Genomic DNA, 23,234 nt, shown 5'->3' on the forward strand with positions numbered 1-23,234 from the left:
GGCCTAGAAGACGCTGACGCCGTAGCGGCTCAGGGCCTCGGTCACGGGCTGGAAGAAGGTCGTGCCGCCGGACGAGCAGTTGCCGCTGCCGCCGGAGGTCAGGCCGAGCGCCACGCCGCCGGAGGTGTAGAGCGGGCCGCCGGAGTCGCCGCCCTCGGCGCACACGTTGGTCTGGATCATCTGGTAGACCACGTCGCCGCCGCCGTAGTTCACCGTGGCGTTGAGGGCGGTCACCCGGCCGGTGTGGATGCCGGTCGTGGAGCCGTCCCGGATCACCGACTGGCCCACGGCGGCGTTGCCGGCGCTGGTGATGTCGGTGTTGCCCGCGGTGCCGGCCTTGGCGACCGAGGTGTTGGTGTACCGGACCAGCGCGTAGTCGTTGGTCGGGAAGCTGTAGCCGCTGTTCGTGCCCAGCACGGTGGTCTGGCCCGAGTTCGCGTACCAGGTCGAGGCGACCTCGCCGCAGTGCCCGGCGGTCAGGAAGTAGTAGGTGCTGCCGCTGCGCACGTTGAAGCCGAGCGAGCAGCGGTAGCCGCCGCCGTAGATGGCGTCGCCGCCTGCGATGAGCTTGGTGAACCTGCCCGGGGTGTGCTTGATCGTGAGCGCGCCGGCGTTGTCGCCCGCCTGCCTCTTGATCTTCGCGATCTCGGCGTCCGACACCGTGCTGTCGACGGTGACCACCAGCCGGTTGGTCTTGCCGTCGACGGCCCAGGCGGTGCCCGGGACGTCCGCATGGAGCACCGAGTCGCCGGCGCTCTCGAGTTCGGCCCTGCTGTAGACGGCGTCGTCGGCCGCGTTCGCATGGGGGATCGCGATGGCGGCCGCGGCCACGAGTCCGGTGGCGACGGCGGTCAGCCGGGCCCGTCTCGAGATGCCGTGCGTGGGGATGGTGGGGGTGGTGCGCTTGATCCTCACGTTTCGTTCCCTCCCAGGGGAAGTCGGGGGCCCGTCGTGTGGGGTCGAGGCCCAGGTGAGGCGCAGCCAGGATCGACATTCGTCCGCATTCCGGACGCGCCGCGACCCTGACAAGCGCTGTGGGGGAGTATTCGGCCGAACGGCCGGTAGGCGCAAGGGCGCCTTTCGGCCGTCAGACGGTGAACGAACTGCGCGAGTTGAGCCCTCTTGCAGCACTCTTGCCCCAGCTCAGACCAGGTTGTGATGTTTTGCCTCGACTTCCACGCCCCATGTGTTCCCCGTCGAAGGGGCTGTGCGGAGAAAACGACCGACAAGGTGCACGGAGGCAGTACAGCCCGACTCTGTCCGCTGTCACGCCCCGGGCCCGCGCCGTACGCGCCGTGTCCGATCCGCCTCAGCCCACCCGGCCGGCTTCACGCCCCTCGCCCGGCTGACTCCCCGTCACACCCACACACCGTCACACCGTCACACGCGCGCCTTCTCCGCCGCGGCCGGGGCGGGGGCCGCGTTCGCGGCTGTGGGCGGGGCCGGCGGTGGGGCCCGGGGCCGGGGCCGGCGTCTTCCCGTTCCGCGTCCTCGGGCCGGCCCGGAAGCCGATCACCCGGTCCATCAGCGCCTCCAGCACGTCCCGCACGGAGCCCCGTTCCCGGGCGTCGCACTCGAGCACCGGCACGTCGGCGCCCAGCCCCAAGGCGTCCCGGACCTCCTCCGGATGGATGCGCACCGTGCCCTCGAACCGGTTCACGGCGAGCACGAACGGCGCTCCCCTGGCCTCGAAGTAGTCGACGGCCGGGAAGCAGTCCTCGATCCGCCGGGTGTCCGCGAGGATCACCGTCCCGAGCGCGCCCTCCGCCAGGTCGTCCCACAGGAACGCGAAGCGGTTCTGCCCGGGCGTGCCGAAGAGGTACAGCGCGATGGCCGTGTCGAGGGTGATCCGCCCGAAGTCGAGCGCGACCGTGGTCGACGTCTTGGACTCCACGCCCTCGAGCGAGTCGATCCCGACCGACACCTGGGTGATCGCCGCCTCCGTGTCGAGCGGCTCGATCTCGGAGACGGCTCCGATGAAGGTGGTCTTGCCGACCCCGAGCCCCCCGCTCACCACGATCTTCACTGCGAGCGGCACGGTCTTGTCGGAGCGGGAGCGCCCGGGCATGGTCCCTGATCCTTTCGCGCGGCGACGCGGCGCCCCGGCGCGGGTCCGCCCGGAGCGGCTCGGCCGGCCCGCCGCGACGGCACACCGGTCGTACGAGATCCGCGTCCTCGCCCAGGGATACGTGTGCGGGCGGCGAGCCGCTCAGCGGCCCTCCCGCCCCACCGTTGACGGGCGACGCCGCCGCAACGGGCGGGACGCGCCCTCCGCACCGGTCGAAACGCCGGCCGTGTCAGCAGGAGCAGTCGCAGGAGCAGCAGTCGCACCCGTCACAACAGTCGCAGCAACCGCAGTCGCATCCGCTGCAGTCACAGCAGTCCCCGCAGTCGTTGCACAGGCCCTCGCGCTTCTTCCGCGACCAGGGGCCCTCGAACTCGTCGGCGCAGCACACCTTGCAGGTGCAGCACAGCCCGAGCGCGACGGCGCAGCCGGCCAGCAGGCCCCGCTTGCCGGGCCGGGGCGGCTCACCGCCGTAGGGGTTTCCGTACGGGTTGCCGGGCGCGTGCGGATCCGCCGGGTTCTGCGGGGCGTACGGGCCGGTGGGCGGACCGAACGCGCCCTCAGGGCCGTGCGCATGGCCGCACGACCGGGTGCCGAAGGCGCGCTCGACGGACCGTTCCAGCTCGTGGGCGAGCAGCAGGTGCGCCAGCCTGCCCTCCACGAACTCCACGTCCTTCAGGGCGAGCCGGATGCCGTGCAGGGCGTCGTCGGCGAGCCGGCGGGCCTCGGTGAGCGGGGTCCCGGTGGCCGTGAGCGGGTTCCAGGCGCCGGCCGCGGCGTCCGCCTCCCGGTCCTCGACCGCGTCCAGCAGATGCGCGAGACGTCCGAAGAGACGGCCGGCCTCGGCGAGCGGCGCGGTGTTGCCCGGCCTGCCCGCCAGGATCGCGGTGTGCGCGAAGGCGGCGGCGGTGGCGGTCTCGGTCGGCTCGGTGACGCTCAGCAGCGGGGTGCCCGGTCCGGCGAGCGCCTCGATGCCGATCTGCCGGTCGACCGCGTCGACCAGGACGGCGGTGTCGAACCCGACGGCGGCCCCGCTCCGTTCGCCGGCCCGTCCCCAGCCGGCGGCGACGCGGCGCGCGGCGACGGCGACGGGCCGTCGCGCGAGCAGGCCGTCCCCGTCGGCGACGTGGTCGCGCACCTTGGCGGAGGCGAGCACCAGCGAGACGGCGGCCGCGAGCCGGGCGCCCTCGCCGCGGGCGACGGACGCGGTGCGCATGCCGCGCAGCGGGCACGGTCCCGCCGTGCGCCGCCATCCGCCGGCCGTGGCGCGCTCGGCCTGAGCCTCCGTCAGAACCGATATGAGCAGGCCGTCGTAGTTGGTGACGACCCGGGCGAACTGCCCGTGGTCGCCGCGCAGCGCGAGACAGAGCCCGCACAGGTGCGCCATCCACTGGGTCTTGAGGCTCTCGCCGAGCCGGTGAGAGCACGGTCTGACGATTCCGAACACGACAACCCCCGTCGTCCTTGGGACATTGAGCTGCCGCATGCTATCGACTGATTGTCATGCCGGATCCGGGGCACTCGTTCACCCGGACGCACCGAGCGTCACCCATCCGCCACGAAGAATCATATTTCACTCACAGTCAGCAGCCGTATCCGGTAGGACCCTTGGGAGACGCGGGCTCTCGACGGATTCCCTGTGCACCAGTACCGTCACAAACCCCCCGCGCGGCGTCTATCCACTTGGCGCGACATCCGCATCATGGACGACCATGGGGAATGCGGAAAGCAGAATGACCGCTGTGAGAGGAGGCGTCCATGGGATCGGTGCGCAAGGCGAGTGCCTGGCTTGGCCTCGTCGACGACAACGATGACGAGCGTTACTACGACGACGACTATTCCGAGGGGACCGACTCCGGCGACGCCTGGGTCACCGACCCCCGAGTGAAGGTGGCCGCGGACACGGCCGAGGAGAAGGGCCGCCGGATCGGCACCGTCACCCCGGACAGCTTCCGGGACGCGCGGGCGATCGGTGAGCTGTTCCGCGAGGGCGTGCCGGTCATCATGAACCTCACCGCCATGGAGGCCGCCGACGCCAAGCGCGTCGTCGACTTCGCGGCCGGGCTGATCTTCGGTCTGCGGGGTTCGATCGAGCGGGTGTCCACCCGGGTGTTCCTGCTGACCCCCGCCAACACGGAGATCGTGAACGGGGACCCGTCCGCGCGCCGGACGGACGGTTTCTTCAACCAGAGCTGAGGCAGGGCCGCTCACCGGCCCTGCCCCCTTCGGGGGTCAGCGGAAGGCGTCGAGTCCGGTGAGCGCCTTGCCCAGCACGAGCTGGTGCATCTCGACGGTTCCCTCGTAGGTGAGCACCGACTCGAGGTTGGTCGCGTGCCGCATGACCGGGTACTCGAGCGAGATCCCGTTGGCCCCGAGGACGGTGCGGGCGGTCCGGCAGATCTCGATCGCCTCCCGCACGTTGTTGAGCTTGCCGAAGCTGACCTGCTCGGGACGCAGGCGGCCGGCGTCCATGCGCCGCCCCAGATGGTGGGCGAGCAGGATCCCCTTGTGCAGCTCGACCGCCATGTCGGCGAGCTTGGCCTGGGTGAGCTGGAAGCCCCCGATGGGCCGCCCGAACTGCTCCCGGGTCTTCGCGTATCCGACGGCGGCCTCGAAACAGGAGCGGGCCGCCCCCATCGCGCCCCACACGATGCCGTAACGCGCGTGGTTCAGACAGCTGAGCGGTCCCTTCAGACCGGTGACCTCCGGGAGCACGGCGTCTGCGGGCAGCCGCACGTCGTCGAGGACCAGCTCGCTGGTCACGCTGGCCCGCAGGGACCACTTGTGCTTGATCTCCGGGGCGGAGAAGCCCGGACTGTCGGTCGGCACCACGAACCCCCGGATCCCGTCGTCGCTCTGCGCCCACACCACGGCGACGCCGGCGACGGAGCCGTTGGTGATCCACATCTTGCGCCCGTTGAGCACCCAGTCGGCGCCGTCGCGCTTGGCGTGCGTCCGCATGCCGGCGGGGTCGGAGCCGTGATCCGGCTCGGTGAGCCCGAAACAGCCGATGACCTCGCCGGCCGCCATCCGGGGCAGCCACGTCTGCTTCTGCTCCTCGCTCCCGAAGCGGTGGATCGCATACATGGCGAGCGAGCCCTGCACGGAGACGAGGGAGCGGATCCCGGAGTCGGCGGCCTCCAGCTCCAGACAGGCGAGCCCGTACTGCACGGCGCTCGCCCCCGCACAGCCGTAGCCGTCGAGCGACATGCCGAGGGCGCCGATCCCGCCGAGCTCCCGCGCGAGCTCCCGGATCACGGGCAGCTCCCCGTGCTCGTACCATTCGGCGACGTTCGGCAGCACCCGGTCCGCCGCCCAGCCGCGCACGGTGTCGCGGACCGCGAGGTCCTCCGGCTCCAGCAGGTCGTCGAGCCCGAGCGGGTCGGCGGGGTCGAAGGGCGGCAACTTCGAGGACGCGGACATACGGAAGCCTCCGGCAGGAACCAAGAAGACCAGCACCGCCAGCCATGGAAAACTAGCACCGCTAGTCACGATGTCCCGGGTGACGTTACGACGCGACGCCCCGCACGTCCACCCGGCGAGCCCGTCACACGGAGACGCGGGACGCGGCGACCTCCCTGGGAGCGGGCAGCTCCACGGGCGGCGTCTCGCAACTCATGGTCCGCGGCAGCCGCAGCGCCATCACCGCCCCGAGCAGCAGCAAACCGGCGCTGACCAGCAACGTCACATGCAGTCCATGGACGAAGCAGTCCCGGGCCGTGGCCCGCAGGGCCGCTCCGGCCGGTCCGCCGAGCCGCCCGGCCACCTCGTAGGCCTCGCCCAGCGAATGCCCCGCCGCGGCCGACGCCGACGCGGGAACGCCGGCGACGGAGCTCAGCCCGGGCGCGTACGCCGCGTTCATCACACTGCCGAGCAGTGCTATGCCGATGCCCGCGCCCAGCTGGTACGAGGTCTCCCCGATGGCCGCCGCCCCGCCCGCCTGCTCCGGCGGAGCCTCGCTCAGCATCGACTCGTACGCCGCGAAGAGGGTCGTCTCCAGACCGAAGCCCAGCAGCAGGAAGCCGCACAGCAGCAATCCCGTGTTGTCCGCCTGGCCCATCGCGGTCAGCGTCAGCACGGCCACGGCCGTCAGGACGAACCCCCCGCACACCATCCGGCGGGGCCCGAACCGCCGCAGCAGCCGCGCCCCCGCCAGTCCCGCCGCCATCGCGGCGAAGGTCAGGGGCAGCAGGCGCAGGCCCGTCTCCAGCGGGGACAGTCCCAGCACCAGCTGCAGATACTGCGCCGCGATCAGCTCGAGGCCGACCAGCGCCAGCATCGCCAGCACGATGCACCCCACCGACGTGCTGAACGCCGGCCGCCCGAACATCCGCAGATCCACCAGCGGATGGGCACGCCGCCGCTGACGGCGGACGAACGTCACGAGCAGCACGGCGCCGGCCGCCAGCGGGAGCACGGTGAGCGGACCGGTCTCCGCGCCGCCCAGCCGCTTCACGCCGAACACGGCGCCGAACAGCCCCGCCGCCGCCATCAGCGCGCCGACCACGTCCCAGGGGCCGTCCCCCGTGCCCTTCGACTCCGGCAGGAGCAGACGCCCCACCGGCAGGCTGACCAGCATCAGCGGGATGTTGACCAGGAAGACCGAACCCCACCAGAAGTGCTCCAGCAGAAAGCCGCCGAGCAGCGGGCCGACGGCCGCGCCCACCGCGGCCACCGCGCTCCAGACGCCTATCGCCAGCGCCCGCTCACGGCGGTCGGGGAACACCTGCCGCAGGATCGACAGCGTCGCCGGCATGATCATCGCACCGCCGACGCCGAGCAGCGCCCGGGCCACGATCAGCACCTCGGCGCTGCCCGCGAACGCGGCGAGCGCCGAGGCCACGCCGAACAGGGCGTACCCGAGCAGCAGGATGCGCCGTCGGCCCACCTTGTCGCCGAGCGTGCCGAACAGGATCAGCAGCGAAGCGCAGACCAGCGGATACGTGTCGACGACCCAGAGCAGCTCGATGGCGCCGGGGCGCAGGTCCTCGGTGACGGCGGGCACCGCCACGTGCAGCACCGTCGCGTCGACGGCGACCAGGAGCAGGCTGACGCACAGCACCACCAGGACGACCCAGCGGTTGGCACCGGCCCCGGCCGCCCGACGGCGCAGCCCAGCGGCGGCCGCGGTCGTCCCGGACATGTACGTACCTCCCAGGTGATCCCTCGATTCGGCGGGCTCACGAGGTGGGGACTCCCCGCGGCTCGGCCGGAGAGGAGCGGTGGTCTCCGGCCCGCGCAGACGAACACGAGTGACACGCAGCGTACGCGAGTTCGCGCCCGGGCCGCGTGGCGGACCTCTCACCGTTCGGGGCCAACCCGTGTGGCGTACGCCACTGGCTGCGGGTTTCGTCGCACGGCTCGCGGGGGGCGATCGACCCGGCCGCGGCCCGCTCCGGCAGGGGCCCTGCGCCGGTCCGCGCGCCCCGGCGGTCCCGGCGGCCGGGCACGCCGTCGATAATCGGGCCCGTGACCGACCTTGACGTGCGCGCGACGCTCCCCGGCTCCGCCGCCCTGCGCCGGGCGGCTCCCGCCCTCCTCGGGTACGCGGCCGTGCGCGCCCTGGGCCTGCTCGTCCTCGCCGTGTGGAGCGCGGCCCGCGACAAGAGCGCGTTCACCCTGCTCACCGCCCGCTGGGACGCCTTGTGGTACACGAGGGTCGCCGAGCTCGGATACGGCTACGAGGTGCGCCTGCCGAACGGCGACGTCCACTCCAACCTCGCCTTCTTCCCGCTGCTGCCGTGGCTGGAGAGACTGCTGCACGCGACGACCCCGTCGTCGTACGCCGGCGCCGGCTTCGCGGTCTCCGTGGTCGCCTCGCTCGCGGCGGCCTGGGGGATCTTCGCGGTCGCGGACCACGTATACGGGCGGCGGGCCGGGATCTGCGCGGTGCTGGTGTGGGCCGTGCTTCCGGTCGGGATCGTGCAGTCGATGGCGTACAGCGAGTCGCTCTTCACCGCGCTGGCCGCCTGGTCGCTGTACGCGGTGCTCACCGGCCGGTGGGTGACCGCGGGGGTGCTGGCGTCGTTGTCCGGGCTGACCCGTCCGGTGGGCATCGCGGTCGTCGCGGCGGTCTGGGCGGCGGGAACGGCGTCCCTCATCCGTGACCGGCGGGCCCCGGGGACGGACCCGTTCGTGCGAACCCGCGGCACGGCGCTCGCGCCCGGCGCGCACGGCCCCGGGCGCGCCCCTCAGCCGTCCGACGAGGCCGCCGAGGGGCGCGGGGCCGCCGCCCGCGGGCCCCGTGTCGCGCCGCGCGCCCTCGGCATGCTGATCGCGCCCCTCGGCGCCGCGGGCTATGTCCTGTGGGTGGGCGACCGCACCGGCCGGGGGCCCCTCGGGTACCTCGACGTCCAGGCGGGCTGGCGCAACGGCTTCGACGGCGGGTACGCCTTCGCCCGCTTCGTCGCCGACAAGTTCACGGCGTTCCCGGCGGCCCTGGCCGGCGTCGGGCTGATCGTCGGCGTCGCCCTGCTGCTGTGGCTGTACGTCGTCTGCGTGCGGCAGCGTCAGCCGCTGCCGCTGCTGGTGTACGGGGGCGCGGTGCTCGCCCTCGCCCTGTGCGCGTCGAGCTACTTCGGCTCGAAGCCGCGGCTGCTGCTGCCCGCGTTCCCGCTGCTGCTGCCGCTCGCGCTGGCCCTGGCCCGGCTGCGGACCCCCCGCTCGGCGCTGGTGACGGGGTGCCTCGCGGTCGCGTCCGCCGTCTACGGAGCATGGTGGCTGAACGGCTCGGGTCCCCCGTGATCGCGGACCGGTCTTTTCCGTGCAGCCTTTCATAACTTCCCTAAAGCTATCCCCTGGAATGATCAAAGGAATTGCGGGAAGGAGCGTTCGAGGATTGTGGATTCCTCGGGAATTGTCACCGTTCTGAGAGCAATCCCACATCACATCGTCATCACAAACCAGCGGAATCGGCCGGGTCGCGAGCTCACTCGCTGTAACGTCGTTTAGGTGCGTACCGAACAAAACCTCACCCGTCTGGACCGGGTGTTCGCCAGGCTCGACCGTGAGCCGGAACGACCGGCCCACATCGATGTGCCGAAGATGAGCAGGCACAGGGTCGCGCTGCTGGTCGCGACCCTGGCCTTCTATCTGGCGATCGTGTGGCTCGTGGTGGTCACGTCGTGGCTGGTCCGTTTCGACTGGCAGGTCATGTTCTTCCGGCCGTACCAGCAGTGGCCGGAGATCCACGCCTTCCTCGACTACTACGTGGTCCTCGGCCAGCGCGGCCCGACCGCCGTGATGGTCGCCGCGTGGCTCGGCTGGAGATCCTGGCGGCAGCACACCCTGCGCCCGCTGCTCACCCTGGGCGCCTCACTGCTGCTGCTGAACATCACCGTCGGGGCGGCCAAGCTCGGCATGGGCCGGCTCGGACCGCACTACGCGACCACCATCGGCTCGAACGAGATGGGTCTGGGCGGCGATATATTTCCCAGCGGCCACACCGCCAACGCCGTCGTGACCTGGGGAATCCTGGCGTATCTGGCCTCCACCCCGCGGGCCCGCCGCTGGCTGTCCGCCGTCTCCGCGGTGGTCTCGCTCGGCGTCGGCCTCACCACCGTCTACCTCGGTACGCACTGGCTGAGCGACGTGGTGCTGGGCTGGGCCGCGGGCCTGCTCGTCCTGCTGGCGCTGCCCTGGTGCGAGCCCCTGATCGCCCGCGCCGAGGTCGCGATCTTCGCCCTGCGCGACCGTCTGCGCGAGCGCCGCAGCGGCACGTTCCCGGTTCCGGCCGCCCCGGTGGCCGTCGCGGTGCCGGTCACGGCGGGCGCTGCGGCCACCCGGGACGAGGCGGCGGCCCCCCGCGAGACGGCCGCTTCGGCCCGTCCGCCGCGCGCCCCGGTCTATCTGGCCCCCGGCCCGCACACCACCCGCTCGGAACGCACGCCGGTCACCCCGGTCGGCAGCCGTCGGCCACCGCACTCCGACCGCCTCCCCCGAGGCGCCACGACCTCGACGGCCCGCCCCCTCACCGGGGGTTGACCTGCACGGAGCCGCCCGCGGCGGCGGGGCCCGGTACGCACCCCCGGCCCCGCGCGCACAGGCCCCGCCTCCCGACGCCGGGAAGCGGGGCCTGTGCCGTCCCTGCGGGACTCATGCGCGCGCCGAGCGCCGCCCCGGGGGCGCCGGGGAGGCTCAGCCCTTCCAGGCGCGGGCCACCCGCCCCTCCCGCACCTCGAAGTTCAACCGGCCGAAGCGGTACTCCATGGTGATGATCGTCCCCGGTGCCAGCGAGCGCACCGTCGACCACCCCCGTTCACGCGCGAGCCGCTCGGCCTGCACGGCCTCGAGGCCTACGTACCCGTCCGGGCTGTCCTGCGGCTCCGCTGGCGGAGCGGGATTCGGTGCCATGCCGCCACGCTAGGCCGCCCGCCGGGCCCCCGGGAACCCCGTACGGGACGTGTGGATCACCGCGGTCACGCTTCTGTCACAGGATCACGACACGCGTTTCGGCCTAACCCCGTCACACGTACGAGCGATTTCGCACAACTTGTTCAGGCATTCGAAAGTGATTTTCGCACAGCGTCCGAGCCCTTCGAAAAACCCTGCGAAAAGCGTCCACAACGCCGTATCCGAAAACCGTCGAAAACCGTTCCGTGCCGATTGCCTGCGCGCACTCCCGAGCTGACTGCCCGTAGGAAATACACGGGTCCTCCACACGTCCTCCCGACGCTGACGGCCTGCCCTCGGCCGGTGCGGCGGCGCCCGTCGAGGGAGTCGGGAAGGGCAGGAAGGGTCTCCGAGGGCGGCCTCGGCGGGTCGGGGCGACCGGTCACCGGCCAGGCGTGCGCGCCGGGTCGCCGGCGGGCGTGCGGGGCGCTGCGGACCGGGCCAGAGCACCGTCGAGCCGGTCGCGCGCGGTCCTGATCGCGTCGATCAGCTCCACGGGTTCCAGCACCTCGAACTCGAGGCCCGCCATCATCACGTGGATCACCATCACGTCGAGGCTCGCCGCTCCCGTGCGCAGCACGCAGGCCTCGTCCCCGTCGGGCTCCAGGGTGCCCGCCGAGGGCGAGACGCGTTCGGCGGCCTCGGCCAGCGGCGCCAGCAGCCGGACGACGGCCCGCACGGCGTACGCGTGTGTCGAGACGCCCTCGGAGACGTACCCGGCGAGGTCCTGGGCGGGCGGCTCACGCGGCTCGAAGCGCGGGCCGTGCGGCGGCCTCGGGGTCATCCGGTCCACCCGGAACGTGCGCCAGTCGGCCCGGTCGAGATCCCAGGCGACCAGGTACCAGCGACGCTCGGTGCACACCAGGCGGTGGGGTTCGACCGTGCGGCGGGTCTCGCCGCCGTCGTGTCCGCGGTAGTCGAAGCGCAGCCGCTCCGCGTCCCGGCAGAGATGGGCGAGCTCGGTGAGCAGGCCCGGGTCCACGGCGGAGGACCGCGGGCCGCCGCGCAGCATCGGCACGGTGAAGGCGTTCAGGGCGCCCACCCGCCGCCGCAGCCGGTGCGGCAGCACCTGCTCCAGCTTGGCCAGCGCCCGTACCGAGGTCTCGCCGATGCCCTCGATGCCCTGCCCGGCCGCCGTCCGCAGCCCCACGGCGACGGCGACGGCCTCGTCGTCGTCCAGCAGCAGCGGCGGCAGCTCGGCCCCGGCGCCCAGCTGGTAGCCGCCGCCCGTGCCGGGGGTCGCGTTGACCGGGTAACCCAGCTCGCGCAGCCTCTCCACGTCACGGCGCACCGTGCGCGCCGTGACGCCGAGCCGGTCGGCGAGCTGCGTGCCGGACCATTCGCGGTGGGCCTGGAGCAGGGAGAGCAGACGCAGCAGTCGGGCGGAGGTCTCCAGCATGCGCCCAGTGTGGCTCACGGCGGACGCGCCGGACGCCGCCGGGATCCTGTGGAAGGGCCCCGTCCCGTCGTCGGACGGGACGGGGTCGCCGTGTCCCGGAGGGGGAGCGGCTCAGAGCACGAGGCGCTGTCCGGGCACGATCAGGTCGGGGTCGCCGCCCACGACGGTCCTGTTGGCGGCGTAGACGCGCTGCCAGGTCATGCCGTGCCGGGCCCCGATGCCGCTGAGGGTGTCGCCCGCGCGGACCGTGTAGTCGCCGTGGGACGAGCCGCGGGAGGTCTGCTCCCCCGCACGGTCCGCGCCGGCCGAGCCCGAACCGGACTTCCAGGAGCTCGCCTCCTTCGAGGAGCCCGACGTCCCCGCGGACTTCGACGATCCGGACGCCGCCGAGGACTTCGCATGCTTCGACGAGTTCGACGACTTGGGCGAGTTCGTCGACTTCGACGACTTGGACGACTTGGAGGAACCCGAGGAGCCCGAACCGTGCGTGGACGAACCCGCGCCGGGTGCGCTGCCGGAGGCTCCCGCGCGCGCCGAGCAGGTCGGCCACGCGCCCCACCCCTGGGCGTTCTGCACCTTCGCCGCGATGGAGATCTGCTGTGCCTTACTGGCCTTGTCGGCGGTGGACGCGTAGGCGCCGCCGCCGAACGCGCGCCAGGTCCCGGCGGAGAACTGCAGCCCGCCGTAGTACCCGTTGCCGGTGTTGATGTGCCAGTCGCCGCCGCTCTCGCACTGGGCGATGCGGTCCCACACCCCGCTGTCGGCCGCCGTGGCCTCGCCGGTCGCGGACAGCAGCCCGAGAGGGGCGAGAAGCACCGCCCCGGCGAGGACCGCCGTCTTGCGCGACGACTTGCGGGTGCGGATATCGGCACATTCGGACATGTAGATCCCTCTCTACGAACCCGGGCTCCCCCAGGACGGGGCACGTGCCGCACAGGGGCGCGGTCGTCGTGCTCCGTCCCGTCCGCCGGCGGTGGTGCTGCGCGATGTCTGGCCGCGCGGCCGGCGGACGTTCCCGAGCGGTGCTCGTTGCACACGGCGGAGCAATCTAGGGATGCTGACGAGTCGTTATCAACCAACTCCCCTCCGCCCCAGGCCACTTGCCGGTTACCGTAGGTAGCGGCTACTTTCGGCCACCTGTTTCATCCGCTCATTTCCCGCTTTGTCGTCCAGAGACCCTCGTCCGCTGTGAGCCAGCTCACCGGATCAACTTCCGTGACCTTCCCGTTACTTGACAAGGAGTGGCTGATTCCGCACCCAGTGTGACCGTGCGCGCAGGACGGTTCGATTCCGTTCGCTCTGCAGCGTGACTCCCGCCACAGATCGCCCGTTGTCTTCTTCATGAGCCGGGGACCGCCCGGACCACGAGCCGGGGCCACCCGGACTCGCCTCAGCACCGCATCCGAGGGAGCACCCCGTGCCGCGCATGCTCGACGTCAGCGACGAGGTTCGCGCCGAGATCGGCGACGAAGAAGCCGACCGGCTGCTCGCCGGAGACAACGCCCCGGGCAGTTACGACTGCACGTCCTGCCGCACCCCGGGCGACTCCGACAACGAGCGCACCAGCACCGTCCTGTTCATCGGGGACGAGACCGCAGTCCTCGCCTTCGCCCACTCCACCTGCCTGCCCTCGCAGGTCGTCCAGGTCACCGAGGAGCAGCTGCAGGGCGCGGTCCGCTCCATCAACGGCGACTCGGCCGACCTGGACTCCGGCAAGGTCGTCCCCGAGCAGGCAGTGCTCGGCGTGACCAGCGGACTCGTCTTGATCGCCGGGGAGTTGCACCCGGCGCTCGTCGTCGAGCCGACCGCGCCGATCGTGCGGCCCGGCACCACCGGCGCCGGCGACGACTTCCTGCCGCTGCTCATCGAGCAGGGCTTCATGCCGCTCTCCCAGCTGTCCGAGGTGCCGCCGGTGCAGCACGGCTGGTCCGTGCTGCTGGCCATGGGCCAGCTGCACGCGGTGCTGCAGCCCTCGGCGAACGGCGGGCAGCCGGTCGCCTGGTGGCAGGCGCACCAGCCGCTGCAGGTGACGGAGGGATGGCGTGCCGCCGCCAACAAGCACCAGCAGGTGCTGATGTTCGCGGCCCCGGTCGGGTCGATCGGCCGTCAGCCCCGCGAGGACCTGCTGCGGGACGCGCTCGACAAGGCCGCCGCGGGCGGTCAGCTGGTCGGGGCGGCCCTGCCGCTCGCCGGGACCTGAGGCCTCCGGGGTGCGGGGCCCGCCCGCGGCCCCGCACCGCCCCGCACGACGGGCGTGCGGACGTGCGGCGGGGGGTACGGCCGTGCCGCCGTGCGGGCACGCGCGCCCGACGGCACGCCGTCCGGCCGCATCCCCTGATGTCCGACCTCGTTTGGACATACGTGCACACCTACGACGTTCCCCGCCGCCCGTCCTTCCCGTCGATCCCCTCCGCGCGACCGGCCCAGGACGCGCAGGGCGGCCCATCGGCCACGCCGATCTACGACGCGCTCTACGCCGAGTACGTCAAGACGTTCCGCTCGCTGCCGGGCGACCGCAGCGGCGAGGACGACCTGGGGTTCACCGCGTTCGGGAACATCCCGCACCACACCAGCTCGTACCCGGCGCCCCGCCCGGGTACGTTCAGCAGCTCGTACAGCGCCTACAGCGCCGGTGCGCAGAGCGCGCGGCACGGGAACGGGCAGCAGTCGCAGTGGCAGCGGGTCGGGCAGATCGGCGGCCAGCAGCAGCCCACCGCGACGCACCACATCCCGGCGGCGCTGCCACCGGCCCCCCGCAGGACCTTCTGACCGGGTCCGGACACGGCCGGAGGGCGGCGCCTGTGACAGGCCCCGCCCTCCGCTCAGCTCCCCCGGTCGAGCTGCTTTCGCCGAGCTGCTCTCGCCGAGCTACTTCTTGGCGGCCTTCTTCGTGCCGCGCTTCTCGCGCACCCGCACCGAGATGTGGATCGGGGTGCCCTCGAAGCCGAACTCCTCGCGCAGCCGGCGCTCGATGAAGCGCCGGTAGCCCGCCTCGATGAAGCCGGAGGCGAAGAGGACGAACCGCGGCGGCTTGGTGCCCGCCTGGGTGCCGAAGAGGATCCGCGGCTGCTTGCCGCCCCGCACCGGGTGCGGGTGCGCGGCGACCAGCTCGCCGAGGAATGCGTTCAGACGGCCCGTGGGGACGCGGGTCTCCCAGCCGGCGAGCGCGGTCTCGATCGCCGGGACGAGCTTCTCCATGTGGCGGCCGGTGCGCGCCGAGACGTTCACCCGGGGGGCCCACGCCACCTGGGCGAACTCGGTCTCGATCTCCCGCTCCAGGTAGTAGCGGCGCTCCTCGTCGAGGGTGTCCCACTTGTTGTAGGCGATGACGAGCGCTCGGCCCGCGTCGACGGCCATGGTGACGATGCGCTGGTCCTGGACCGAGATCGACTCGGAGGCGTCGATGAGGATGACCGCGACTTCGGCCTTCTCGACGGCGGCGGCGGTGCGCAGCGAGGCGTAGTAGTCGGCGCCCTGCTGGAGGTGGACGCGCTTGCGGATGCCGGCCGTGTCGACGAACTTCCAGGTGACGCCGCCGAGTTCGATCAGCTCGTCCACCGGGTCCCGGGTGGTGCCCGCGATCTCGTTGACGACGACGCGCTCCTCGTTCGCCACCTTGTTCAGCAGCGAGGACTTGCCGACGTTCGGGCGGCCGATGAGCGCGATCCGGCGGGGGCCGCCGACCGCCGCGCCGAAGGTCTGCGCCGGGGCCTCCGGCAGGACCTCCAGGACGGCGTCGAGCATGTCGCCGGTGCCGCGGCCGTGCAGCGCGGAGATCGGATGCGGCTCGCCGAGGCCCAGCGACCACAGGTAGGCCGCGTCGGCCTCGGCGCTCGGGCCGTCGACCTTGTTGGCGGCCAGGACGACGGGCTTGCCCGCCTTGCGCAGCAGCCGTACGACCGCCTCGTCGGTGTCGGTGGCGCCGACCTTGGCGTCCACGACGAAGACGACGGCGTCGGCGGCCTCGATCGCGTACTCGGCCTGTGCGGCGACGGAGGCGTCGATGCCGAGGACGTCCTGCTCCCAGCCGCCGGTGTCGACGAGCTTGAAGCGGCGGCCCGACCACTCGGCCTCGTAGGTGACGCGGTCGCGGGTGACGCCCGGCTTGTCCTCGACGACGGCCTCACGACGGCCGATGATCCGGTTCACCAGGGTCGACTTGCCGACGTTGGGGCGGCCGACGACGGCGAGCACGGGCAGCGGCCCGTGACCGGCCTCCTCGATGGCCCCCTCGACGTCCTCGATGTCGAAGCCCTCGACGGCGGCGAGCTCCATGAACTCCGCGTACTCGGCGTCGCCGAGCGCCCCGTGATCGTGCTCGAAGGCGTCCGAGCCGTCGGGCTGGCTGTGGTCGTTCATGAAGTCCGTACCTCGTCGTTCCATCGTGGTGATCGGTGGAGCGCCCCGTTCGTCCGGGTTGATCCACTACTCGGTCATTCAGTGTCGCTCAGCGCCCGGTCAGGCGCCTGGCGTTTTCCAGGTGGGCGGCCAGCTGCTTCTGGATCCGTTCGGTCGCCTCGTCCAGTGCCCTGCGGGTCCTGCGGCCGCTTCCGTCACCGGCGTCGAACGGGTCTCCGAAGACGACGTCGACGCGGGAGCGCAGCGGGGGCAGCGCCTTGATCAACCGCCCGCGGCTCTCCGTGCTTCCCAGCACGGCGACCGGCACGATCGGCGCCCCGCCGCGCACCGCGAAGTAGGCGAGCCCGGCGCGCAGAGCGGCGAAGTCGCCCTCACCCCGGGTGCCCTCCGGGAAGATCCCGAGGACCCCGCCGTCGTGGAGCACGCCCAGCGCACGGGTGACGGCCGTGCGGTCGGTGGTGTCCCGGTCGACCTTGAGCTGGCCGATGCCGGTCAGGAAAGGGTCCAGCGGGCCGATGAACGCCTCCTTCTTGATCAGGAAGTGCGTGGGCCGCGGGGCGACGCCCATCACCATCGGTCCGTCGATGTTGTGGGAGTGGTTGATCGCGAAGATCAGGGGGCCGCTCGCCGGCACCTTCCAGGCGCCCAGCACACGCGGCTTCCACAGCCCGTACATCAGGCCGACGCCGATGCGCCGACCGACCTCGGCGCCCTTCCGGGAGGGTGCGGACGGCTGAGTCACTTCGCGGCCCGACTCTCCTCGACGAGGGTCACCACGTGCTCGATGACCTGGGTGAGCGTGAGCTCGGTGGTGTCCACCTCGACGGCGTCGCCGGCCTTGGCGAGCGGGGAGGTCGTGCGCGAGGAGTCGGCCGCGTCCCGCTTGATCAGCGCCTCACGGGTGCTGTGCAGGTCCGCGCCCTTCAGCTCACCGCTGCGCCGGGCCGCGCGGGCCTCCGGGGAGGCGGTGAGGAAGACCTTCAGATCGGCGTCGGGGAGCACGGTGGTGCCGATGTCGCGCCCCTCCACGACGATGCCCTGCTCGGCGGAGGACGCCAGCGAGCGCTGCAGCTCGGTGATCCGGGAGCGCACCTCCGGCACGGCGCTCACCGCGCTGACCTTGGAGGTGACCTCCTGGGTGCGGATCGGTCCGGCGACGTCGACGCCGTCGACCGTGATGGTCGGGGCGGCCGGGTCGGTGCCGGAGAGGATCTCGGGCTTGCCCGCGACGGCCGCGATCGCCGTGGGGTCCTCGATGTCGATCCCGTTGGTCACCATCCACCACGTGATCGCCCGGTACTGGGCGCCGGTGTCCAGGTAGCTCAGCCCGAGCCGGGCGGCCACGGCCTTGGACGTGCTCGACTTGCCCGTGCCGGAGGGGCCGTCTATGGCGACAATCACGGGCTGGGCGGCGCCGTTTTCCACGGGGGGACACCTTCCTGGTGCGAGGCGGTGGATGTGCGGGGCGCGACTGTGCCCCGTACCAGGTTACCGGCCGCAGGTCACTCGTCCGGCCGCGCCTTCCGCGCCCGCCCCGCGCCGCAGCCTCACGCACCGGCCACGGCTCCCCCGCCTCGCCACCGGCCACGGCCCGGGCTCCTCGTCGGCGGCCGCGTCACCCGGCCGGCTCACCGCCCGCCCGGCGATGCGCCGGCTACTGGCGGATGGCCCAGCCCCTCTCCCGCAACGCCGACGACAGCAGCACCGCCGACTTCGGCTCGACCATCAGCTGCACGAGACCCGCCTGCTGCCCCGTCGCGTGCTCGATGCGGACGTCCTCGATGTTCACGCCCGCCTGTCCGGCGTCGGCGAAGATGCGGGCCAGCTGCCCCGGCTGGTCGTCGATCAGCACGGCGACGACCTCGTAGGCCCGCGGCGCGGCCCCGTGCTTGCCGGGCACCCGCACCTGGCCCGCGTTGCCGCGGCGCAGCACGCTCTCCACGCCGTCGGCGCCCGCCCGGCGCTTGGCGTCGTCGGAGGACTGCAGGGCCCGCAGCGCCTGCACCGTCTCGTCCAGGTCGGCGGCGACGTCGGTGAGCAGGTCAGCGACAGGACCGGGGTTCGCGGACAGGATGTCGATCCACATCCGGGGGTCGGATGCGGCGATCCGGGTGACGTCCCGGATGCCCTGTCCGCACAGCCGCACGGCGGCCTCCTCGGCGTTCTCCAGACGCGCCGCGACCATGCTGGAGACGAGGTGCGGCATGTGGGAGACGAGGGCGACGGCGCGGTCGTGGGCGTCCGCGTCCATGACGACGGGGACGGCCCTGCAGTGCGAGACCAGCTCCAGGGCGAGGTTCAGCACCTCGGTGTCGGTGTCCCGGGTCGGCGTCAGCACCCAGGGGCGCCCCTCGAAGAGGTCGCCGGTCGCGGCGAGCGGTCCGGACTTCTCCCGGCCCGACATGGGGTGGCTGCCGATGTACGCCGACAGGTCGAGGCCGAGCGCCTGCAGCTCGCGGCGCGGGCCGCCCTTGACGCTGGCCACGTCGAGGTAGCCGCGGGCCGCCCCCCGGCGCATCGCGTCGGCGAGCACACCGGCGACGTGGGCGGGCGGGGCGGCGACGATCGCGAGGTCGACCGGCCCCGGCGGCTCCTCGTCGGAGCCGGCGCCGAGCGCGGCCGCCGTACGGGCCTGCTCGGGGTCGTGGTCTACGAGGTGGACGACGACGCCCCGCTGGGCGAGGGCCAGGGCGGCGGACGTGCCGATCAGCCCGGTTCCGATGACGAGCGCGGTCCTCACTGGGCGATGTCCTTGCGCAGGGCGGCAGCGGCGCCGAGGTAGACGTGGTCGATGTCGGCGCGCGGGGCGTCCGACTCGATGTGCGCGAGTATCCGCACCACCCGCGGCATGGCGCCCTCGACGTCGAGCTCCTGGGCGCAGATCAGCGGCACGTCCACGATGCCGAGCTTGCGGGCGGCAGCCGCGGGGAAGTCGCTGTGCAGGTCGGGCGTGGCCGTGAACCAGATGCTGATCAGGTCGTCGGCGCTGAGCGCGTTGCGTTCCATGACGGCGGTGAGAAGGGCGCCGACCTGCTCGTCCATGTGGCCGGCGTCGTCCCGTTCGAGTTGGACGGCTCCCCGGACCGCTCGTACCGCCACGGCGCTGCTCCTCGCTGAAGTGCTGGACTACGGCTCCTGCTGCATCCAGCGTAGTCAGACCGCGTGGGCACGGTGCGCGCAGCCCGCGTGGCGAGACGGCCGCACCCCCGTACGCCCTTTACGGCGGGTGCCGCCTGCGCTGTCATGGCAGTCTGACGGCAGGCACTCTGACCGCAGGCATCTGACGGCAGGACACCCGCATCGGGGAAGGCCCGACATGAAGCGTCCCGGACCCCTGCTCACCCTTCTCGCGGGACTGGTGCTCGCCCTGTTCCTGCTGACGCTCAACGCGACGACGGGCACGAGGTCGGCCTCCTCCTACCAGGAGCAGTCGCCCACCCCGGCCCCCGCCCGCGGCTCGGCCTCCCTCACGCCCTCGCCGACCCCCTCCCGCTCCCGGGCCGCCGACGCCGACTACGCCGGCCGCACGGACGACGACGCGGCGGCGATCGCCGTCTCGGTCCGCGGCGGCCGGGCGATCGCGTACTTCTGCGACGGCCGCACCCAGGAGTCGTGGCTCAAGGGCGACGTGGCGGACGACGGCGCACTGCGGCTCACCGGCAGCCACGGCGCGAAGCTGGAGGGCACGCTCGAGGACGGCAGAAAGATCGCCGGCACGGTCGAGGTGAGCGGCGTGCGCCACGCCTTCACCGCGGACCGGGCGAAGAAGCCGTCGGGGCTGTGGCGTGCGACGGCCACCGTGCGCTCCGCGAAGATCGACGGCGGCTGGATCGTCCTGAAGGACGGCAGTCAGGTCGGCGTCGTCACCCGGGACGGCGAACCCTCGCCCGCTCCCCGCATCGACCCGCGGACCGGCGCGGTGACCGTCGACGGGCATCGGCTCACGGCCCGCCCCGCAACGCCCTGACCCCCTTCGAGCAGGGAGCGACCATGACCGTCGACCCGAACGCCGCCACCCAGGGCTTCCCCGGCCCCGAGCCCGCACCGCGCGGTCCGCGGCCGGCGCGCTATCTGGTCCCGGCGCTCGTCGCCGCCGCGGTGGCGGTCGCCCTGGGCGTGTACGGCCGTGTCCACGACCCGGCCGGGACGGCCTTCAACCTGGCCGGCTTCAGCAGCACCGGCGCGGTGAAGTCCTGGCTGGCGTCGGCCGCAATGCTCTTCGCGCTGGTGCAGCCGGTCTCGGCGCTGATGCTGTACGGGAAGCTGCCGGGCCCCGCCTGGTCCGGCACGCTGCACCGCTGGTCGGGCCGCGCGGCCTTCCTGATCGCGGTCCCGGTTGCGGTGCACTGCCTGTACGCGCTTGGCTGGCAGACGTACGAAACGCGCGTGATGTGGCACTCCGTCCTGGGTTGCTTCTTCTTCGGTGCTTTCAGTGCCAAGATGCTGCTGCTCCGCTGGGAGCGACTCCCGGGATGGCTGCTGCCGCTCGTCGGCGGACTCGTCTTCGCCGTGCTGACGGTCGTCTGGCTGACCTCGGCCCTCTGGTTCTTCCGCACGTTCGGAGTGACGACATGACTTCCCCCGCGACTCGACGCACGGTCCTCCTGGCGACGGGCGGTGCGGCAGCGGCACTCGCCGTGGGCTGCAGCCAGTACGGTGACGACAGCTCCTCCTCGTCCGGGAAGTCCCCGAAGGCGTCCGCCGGCCAGGAGCTCTCCAAGACGAGCGACATCCCCGTCGGCGGCGGCAAGATCTTCGCCGACGAGAAGGTCGTCGTCACACAGCCGACGAAGGACGACTTCAAGGCGTTCTCCGCGATCTGCACCCATCAGGGCTGCACGGTCGGCACCGTCGCCGACGGTCTGATCCAGTGCCCCTGCCACGGGAGCGAGTTCCGCGTCGCGGACGGCTCGGTGGCCCGCGGCCCGGCGACGAAGCCGCTGCCCGCCGAGCAGATCACCGTCGTGGGCGGCGCGATCCGGCTGGCCTGACCCCGGCCGCCCCGACGCCGGACCCGCTCGGACCCGGTCGAAACCGCTCGGCGAGCGCGGTCGGCGAGCCCGGGCCGGTTCACCGGCTCGCCGAGTCACCGGCTCACCGACTCACCGACTCACCGGCTCGCTGACTCGCTGACTCGTCGGCTCACCGGATCACTGGTCCCACAGGGCCCCGAGCGTCATCAGTTCGCCGTGGTACTCGATCCGGTCCGCCCACGACGTCGGCCAGGCGTCCGCTCCGGCGTGCGCGCCCGCGAAGGCGCCCGCGAGACAGGCGATGGAGTCGGAGTCGCCGGACGAGCAGGCGGCCCGGCGCAGCACGGTCACCGGCTCGTCGGGGAAGAGCAGGAAGCACAGCAGACCGGCCGCCATGGCCTCCTCGGCGATCCACCCCTCCCCCGCGGCCAGACACGGGTCGGTCTCGGGCGAGGGGCGGCGCAGCGTCTCCTGGAGCCGCTCCAGCACGGCGAGGCACTCGTCCCAGCCGCGTGTCATGAAGTGCTCCGGGCTCGGGTCCTGGCTGCGGGTCCACAGGTCGCCGAGCCAGCGGTGGTGGTAGTGGGATCGGTTGTCCAGGGCGTACGAGCGCAGCAGCCCGACCAGCGCGGCGGGGTCGGCGCCCTGCGTGAGCAGCCGGACGGCGTGCGCGGTGAGGTCGGAGGCGGCGAGCGCGGTGGGATGGCCGTGGGTGAGGGCGGACTGCAGCTGGGCGGCGCCGGCCCGCTGCTCGTCGCTGAGCCCGGGGACGAGGCCGAGCGGGGCGACGCGCATGTTGGCGCCGCAGCCCTTGGAGCCGATCTGGCTGGCGTCCTGCCACAGCCTCGTGTCGTCCTCGAGCAGGTCGCACGCGGTCAGGCAGGTGCGCCCCGGGGCCCGGTTGTTGTCCGGCGACCGGTTCCACGCCACGAACTCCTTGCGCAGCTGCGGCACCAGGGAGTCCGGCACGAGCAGGCCGCGGTCCATGGCGCTGCGCAGGGCGCGCCCCACCGCCAGGGTCATCTGGGTGTCGTCGGAGACGAAGGCGCGCGCCGGGAGCTCCATCTCCCGCCAGGGCCCGCACTTGGCGAGGATCGACGGAACGTCGTCGAACTCGGTCGGAAACCCGAGCGCATCCCCCAGGGCCAGTCCCAGCAGGGATCCGGTGGCGCGCTTTCGGACGGTGGTCGAGGTGGTCATGCGGAACGTCCTTCCCGGGGCGGTCGCAGCAAGGGCGGGTGGAGCGCGGTGGCGGCCCCCGCCCGGTAGAGGGCGGCGGGTTTGCCGCGGCCGCCGGTGAGGCGCGCGCCGCCGGGGACGGGCTCGACGAAGCCCGGGGTGGCGAGGACTTTGCGACGGAAGTTGGGCCGGTCGAGGCCGGTCCCCCACACCGTCTCGTAGACCTGCTGGAGCTCCCCGAGGGTGAACTCGGGCGGGCAGAAGGCCGTCGCGAGACAGGTGTACTCGAGTTTGGCTCCGACCCGGTCGTGGGCGTCCGCCAGGATCCGGTCGTGGTCGAAGGCGAGCGGCCGGGCGTCGTCGTACGGCTGCCAGCGCGCCTGGACCGCGTCGCCTCCGCTCATCGGTTCGGGCGCGTCGGGCAGCAGCGCGGCGAACGCGACGGAGACGACCCGCATACGGGGGTCGCGGCCGGGCTCGCTGTAGGTGCGCAGCTGCTCGAGGTGCAGCCCGGAGACGTCCTTCAGGCCGGTCTCCTCGGCGAGTTCGCGCCGGGCGGCCGTCTCGGCCGACTCGTCCGGCAGCACGAATCCGCCGGGCAGCGCCCACCGGCCGGCGTACGGCTCCTGCCCGCGCTCGACGAGCAGCACCTGCAGAACGCCCGCCCGGAGCGTGAGGACCGCGAGATCGACGGTGACCGCGAAGGGCGCGTAGGCGTACTTGTCGTAGGCGTACTTGTCGTAGGGGTGCGGACCGTGAGGGCGCCTGTCGTCGGGATGCCTGTCGTCGGCGCGCTTGTCGTGGTCCCGCATGACGAACACCCCCTCTTAATAGTCACCACGACTATAAAAAGGGGGTGCCGTCCCGC

At 72.6% G+C, this 23,234-nt stretch carries 23 protein-coding genes; 8 read left to right on the forward strand and 15 right to left on the reverse strand.

All coding sequences use genetic code 11. The features are described from left to right. Positions 1-3 precede the first annotated feature (3 nt). From ABT300_RS12810 to ABT300_RS12820, 3 genes are all read right to left on the reverse strand, one after another. Entirely contained in the window at positions 4-915 is a 912-nt protein-coding gene (locus tag ABT300_RS12810; protein WP_351674430.1) for a S1 family peptidase, read from the reverse strand. A 457-nt stretch (positions 916-1,372) separates the two neighbouring features. Continuing rightward, positions 1,373-2,068 (reverse strand): GTP-binding protein, encoded by a 696-nt coding sequence (locus ABT300_RS12815; protein ID WP_351674432.1) that lies wholly within the window; start codon positions 2,066-2,068, stop codon positions 1,373-1,375. 229 nt (positions 2,069-2,297) lie between these two features. Beyond that, positions 2,298-3,512 (reverse strand): DUF5685 family protein, encoded by a 1,215-nt coding sequence (locus tag ABT300_RS12820; protein WP_351674433.1) that lies wholly within the window; start codon positions 3,510-3,512, stop codon positions 2,298-2,300. Between the two features lie 311 nt (positions 3,513-3,823). On the opposite strand from ABT300_RS12820, the gene ABT300_RS12825 reads away from it, so the two are divergent. Continuing rightward, positions 3,824-4,261 (forward strand): cell division protein SepF, encoded by a 438-nt coding sequence (locus ABT300_RS12825; RefSeq protein WP_319279545.1) that lies wholly within the window; start codon positions 3,824-3,826, stop codon positions 4,259-4,261. Between the two features lie 36 nt (positions 4,262-4,297). Here ABT300_RS12825 and ABT300_RS12830 read toward each other — a convergent pair whose 3' ends face one another. Then, positions 4,298-5,488, reverse strand: coding sequence for an acyl-CoA dehydrogenase family protein (locus ABT300_RS12830; RefSeq protein ID WP_351674434.1), 1,191 nt, complete (start codon positions 5,486-5,488; stop codon positions 4,298-4,300). 124 nt (positions 5,489-5,612) lie between these two features. Beyond that, complete coding sequence (locus ABT300_RS12835; RefSeq protein ID WP_351674436.1) at positions 5,613-7,208, reverse strand: MFS transporter; 1,596 nt, start codon at positions 7,206-7,208, stop codon at positions 5,613-5,615. Between the two features lie 326 nt (positions 7,209-7,534). Here ABT300_RS12835 and ABT300_RS12840 point away from each other — a divergent pair, with 326 nt between their 5' ends. Beyond that, the gene (locus ABT300_RS12840) at positions 7,535-8,809 is read left to right on the forward strand and encodes a mannosyltransferase family protein (RefSeq protein WP_351674438.1); all 1,275 of its coding nucleotides are present in this window, start codon (positions 7,535-7,537) and stop codon (positions 8,807-8,809) included. 207 nt (positions 8,810-9,016) lie between these two features. Next, positions 9,017-10,048: a phosphatase PAP2 family protein gene (locus ABT300_RS12845; protein ID WP_351674440.1), complete on the forward strand. Its 1,032-nt coding sequence runs from the start codon at positions 9,017-9,019 to the stop codon at positions 10,046-10,048. Positions 10,049-10,201: 153 nt separating this feature from the next. Here ABT300_RS12845 and ABT300_RS12850 read toward each other — a convergent pair whose 3' ends face one another. From ABT300_RS12850 to ABT300_RS12860, 3 genes are all read right to left on the reverse strand, one after another. After that, on the reverse strand, positions 10,202-10,417 hold the full coding sequence (locus ABT300_RS12850) for an I78 family peptidase inhibitor (RefSeq protein ID WP_351674442.1): 216 nt from the start codon (positions 10,415-10,417) through the stop codon (positions 10,202-10,204). A 421-nt stretch (positions 10,418-10,838) separates the two neighbouring features. Beyond that, positions 10,839-11,855 (reverse strand): helix-turn-helix transcriptional regulator, encoded by a 1,017-nt coding sequence (locus tag ABT300_RS12855; RefSeq protein WP_351674443.1) that lies wholly within the window; start codon positions 11,853-11,855, stop codon positions 10,839-10,841. Positions 11,856-11,966: 111 nt separating this feature from the next. Further along, positions 11,967-12,737: a transglycosylase family protein gene (locus ABT300_RS12860; protein ID WP_351674445.1), complete on the reverse strand. Its 771-nt coding sequence runs from the start codon at positions 12,735-12,737 to the stop codon at positions 11,967-11,969. 535 nt (positions 12,738-13,272) lie between these two features. Here ABT300_RS12860 and ABT300_RS12865 point away from each other — a divergent pair. Beyond that, positions 13,273-14,055, forward strand: a complete 783-nt coding sequence (locus ABT300_RS12865) for a DUF8842 C-terminal domain-containing protein (RefSeq protein ID WP_351674446.1) — start codon at positions 13,273-13,275, stop codon at positions 14,053-14,055. Positions 14,056-14,216: 161 nt separating this feature from the next. Further along, positions 14,217-14,624, forward strand: coding sequence for a hypothetical protein (locus tag ABT300_RS12870; RefSeq protein WP_351674495.1), 408 nt, complete (start codon positions 14,217-14,219; stop codon positions 14,622-14,624). A 99-nt stretch (positions 14,625-14,723) separates the two neighbouring features. On the opposite strand, the gene der is transcribed toward ABT300_RS12870, so the two are convergent. The 5 genes from der to aroH all read right to left on the reverse strand — a co-directional run bounded on the left by der (position 14,724) and on the right by aroH (position 19,313). Then, the gene (gene der, locus ABT300_RS12875) at positions 14,724-16,214 is read right to left on the reverse strand and encodes a ribosome biogenesis GTPase Der (RefSeq protein WP_351674448.1); all 1,491 of its coding nucleotides are present in this window, start codon (positions 16,212-16,214) and stop codon (positions 14,724-14,726) included. Positions 16,215-16,302: 88 nt separating this feature from the next. After that, positions 16,303-16,890, reverse strand: a complete 588-nt coding sequence (locus ABT300_RS12880; protein ID WP_452992670.1) for a lysophospholipid acyltransferase family protein — start codon at positions 16,888-16,890, stop codon at positions 16,303-16,305. 62 nt (positions 16,891-16,952) lie between these two features. Continuing rightward, complete coding sequence (gene cmk, locus ABT300_RS12885; RefSeq protein ID WP_351674452.1) at positions 16,953-17,639, reverse strand: (d)CMP kinase; 687 nt, start codon at positions 17,637-17,639, stop codon at positions 16,953-16,955. 229 nt (positions 17,640-17,868) lie between these two features. Then, entirely contained in the window at positions 17,869-18,954 is a 1,086-nt protein-coding gene (locus ABT300_RS12890) for a prephenate dehydrogenase (protein WP_351674454.1), read from the reverse strand. Next, positions 18,951-19,313 (reverse strand): chorismate mutase, encoded by a 363-nt coding sequence (gene aroH, locus ABT300_RS12895; protein ID WP_351674456.1) that lies wholly within the window; start codon positions 19,311-19,313, stop codon positions 18,951-18,953. The genes ABT300_RS12890 and aroH overlap by 4 nt, the downstream gene beginning before the upstream one ends. A gap of 217 nt (positions 19,314-19,530) precedes the next feature. Between aroH and ABT300_RS12900 the strand changes: the two genes are divergently transcribed. From ABT300_RS12900 to ABT300_RS12910, 3 genes are read left to right on the forward strand one after another with little or no spacing between them, the layout of a single operon-like run. Beyond that, on the forward strand, positions 19,531-20,181 hold the full coding sequence (locus ABT300_RS12900; protein ID WP_351674458.1) for a hypothetical protein: 651 nt from the start codon (positions 19,531-19,533) through the stop codon (positions 20,179-20,181). A gap of 23 nt (positions 20,182-20,204) precedes the next feature. After that, on the forward strand, positions 20,205-20,789 hold the full coding sequence (locus ABT300_RS12905) for a DUF6529 family protein (protein WP_351674460.1): 585 nt from the start codon (positions 20,205-20,207) through the stop codon (positions 20,787-20,789). Next, the gene (locus tag ABT300_RS12910) at positions 20,786-21,205 is read left to right on the forward strand and encodes a Rieske (2Fe-2S) protein (RefSeq protein WP_351674462.1); all 420 of its coding nucleotides are present in this window, start codon (positions 20,786-20,788) and stop codon (positions 21,203-21,205) included. Before ABT300_RS12905 ends, ABT300_RS12910 begins: the two co-directional genes overlap by 4 nt. Positions 21,206-21,364: 159 nt before the next feature. On the opposite strand, the gene ABT300_RS12915 is transcribed toward ABT300_RS12910, so the two are convergent. Together ABT300_RS12915 and ABT300_RS12920 are read right to left on the reverse strand one after the other, a co-directional pair. After that, positions 21,365-22,387: an ADP-ribosylglycohydrolase family protein gene (locus ABT300_RS12915; RefSeq protein WP_351674464.1), complete on the reverse strand. Its 1,023-nt coding sequence runs from the start codon at positions 22,385-22,387 to the stop codon at positions 21,365-21,367. After that, positions 22,384-23,178 carry an NUDIX hydrolase gene (locus ABT300_RS12920; RefSeq protein ID WP_351674466.1) on the reverse strand — a complete coding sequence of 265 codons (795 nt, stop codon included), beginning with the start codon at positions 23,176-23,178 and terminating at the stop codon, positions 22,384-22,386. The genes ABT300_RS12915 and ABT300_RS12920 overlap by 4 nt, the downstream gene beginning before the upstream one ends. Between the last annotated feature and the right edge of the window lie 56 nt (positions 23,179-23,234).

This window comes from Streptomyces sp. NPDC001027, assembly GCF_040299045.1.
Classification (GTDB): domain Bacteria; phylum Actinomycetota; class Actinomycetes; order Streptomycetales; family Streptomycetaceae; genus Streptomyces.

Bases quoted from the DNA above. Each gene is read 5' to 3' on its own strand.
- ABT300_RS12830 (WP_351674434.1), bottom strand. From the start codon at position 5,488: ATGTCCGCGTCCTCGAAGTTGCCGCCCTTCGACCCCGCCGACCCGCTC.
- ABT300_RS12850 (WP_351674442.1), bottom strand. From the start codon at position 10,417: ATGGCACCGAATCCCGCTCCGCCAGCGGAGCCGCAGGACAGCCCGGAC.
- ABT300_RS12920 (WP_351674466.1), bottom strand. From the start codon at position 23,178: ATGCGGGACCACGACAAGCGCGCCGACGACAGGCATCCCGACGACAGG.
- der (WP_351674448.1), bottom strand. From the start codon at position 16,214: ATGAACGACCACAGCCAGCCCGACGGCTCGGACGCCTTCGAGCACGAT.
- ABT300_RS12835 (WP_351674436.1), bottom strand. From the start codon at position 7,208: ATGTCCGGGACGACCGCGGCCGCCGCTGGGCTGCGCCGTCGGGCGGCC.
- ABT300_RS12900 (WP_351674458.1), top strand. From the start codon at position 19,531: ATGAAGCGTCCCGGACCCCTGCTCACCCTTCTCGCGGGACTGGTGCTC.
- ABT300_RS12915 (WP_351674464.1), bottom strand. From the start codon at position 22,387: ATGACCACCTCGACCACCGTCCGAAAGCGCGCCACCGGATCCCTGCTG.
- ABT300_RS12855 (WP_351674443.1), bottom strand. From the start codon at position 11,855: ATGCTGGAGACCTCCGCCCGACTGCTGCGTCTGCTCTCCCTGCTCCAG.
- ABT300_RS12825 (WP_319279545.1), top strand. From the start codon at position 3,824: ATGGGATCGGTGCGCAAGGCGAGTGCCTGGCTTGGCCTCGTCGACGAC.
- ABT300_RS12905 (WP_351674460.1), top strand. From the start codon at position 20,205: ATGACCGTCGACCCGAACGCCGCCACCCAGGGCTTCCCCGGCCCCGAG.
- ABT300_RS12815 (WP_351674432.1), bottom strand. From the start codon at position 2,068: ATGCCCGGGCGCTCCCGCTCCGACAAGACCGTGCCGCTCGCAGTGAAG.
- ABT300_RS12860 (WP_351674445.1), bottom strand. From the start codon at position 12,737: ATGTCCGAATGTGCCGATATCCGCACCCGCAAGTCGTCGCGCAAGACG.
- ABT300_RS12880 (WP_452992670.1), bottom strand. From the start codon at position 16,890: ATGTACGGGCTGTGGAAGCCGCGTGTGCTGGGCGCCTGGAAGGTGCCG.
- ABT300_RS12910 (WP_351674462.1), top strand. From the start codon at position 20,786: ATGACTTCCCCCGCGACTCGACGCACGGTCCTCCTGGCGACGGGCGGT.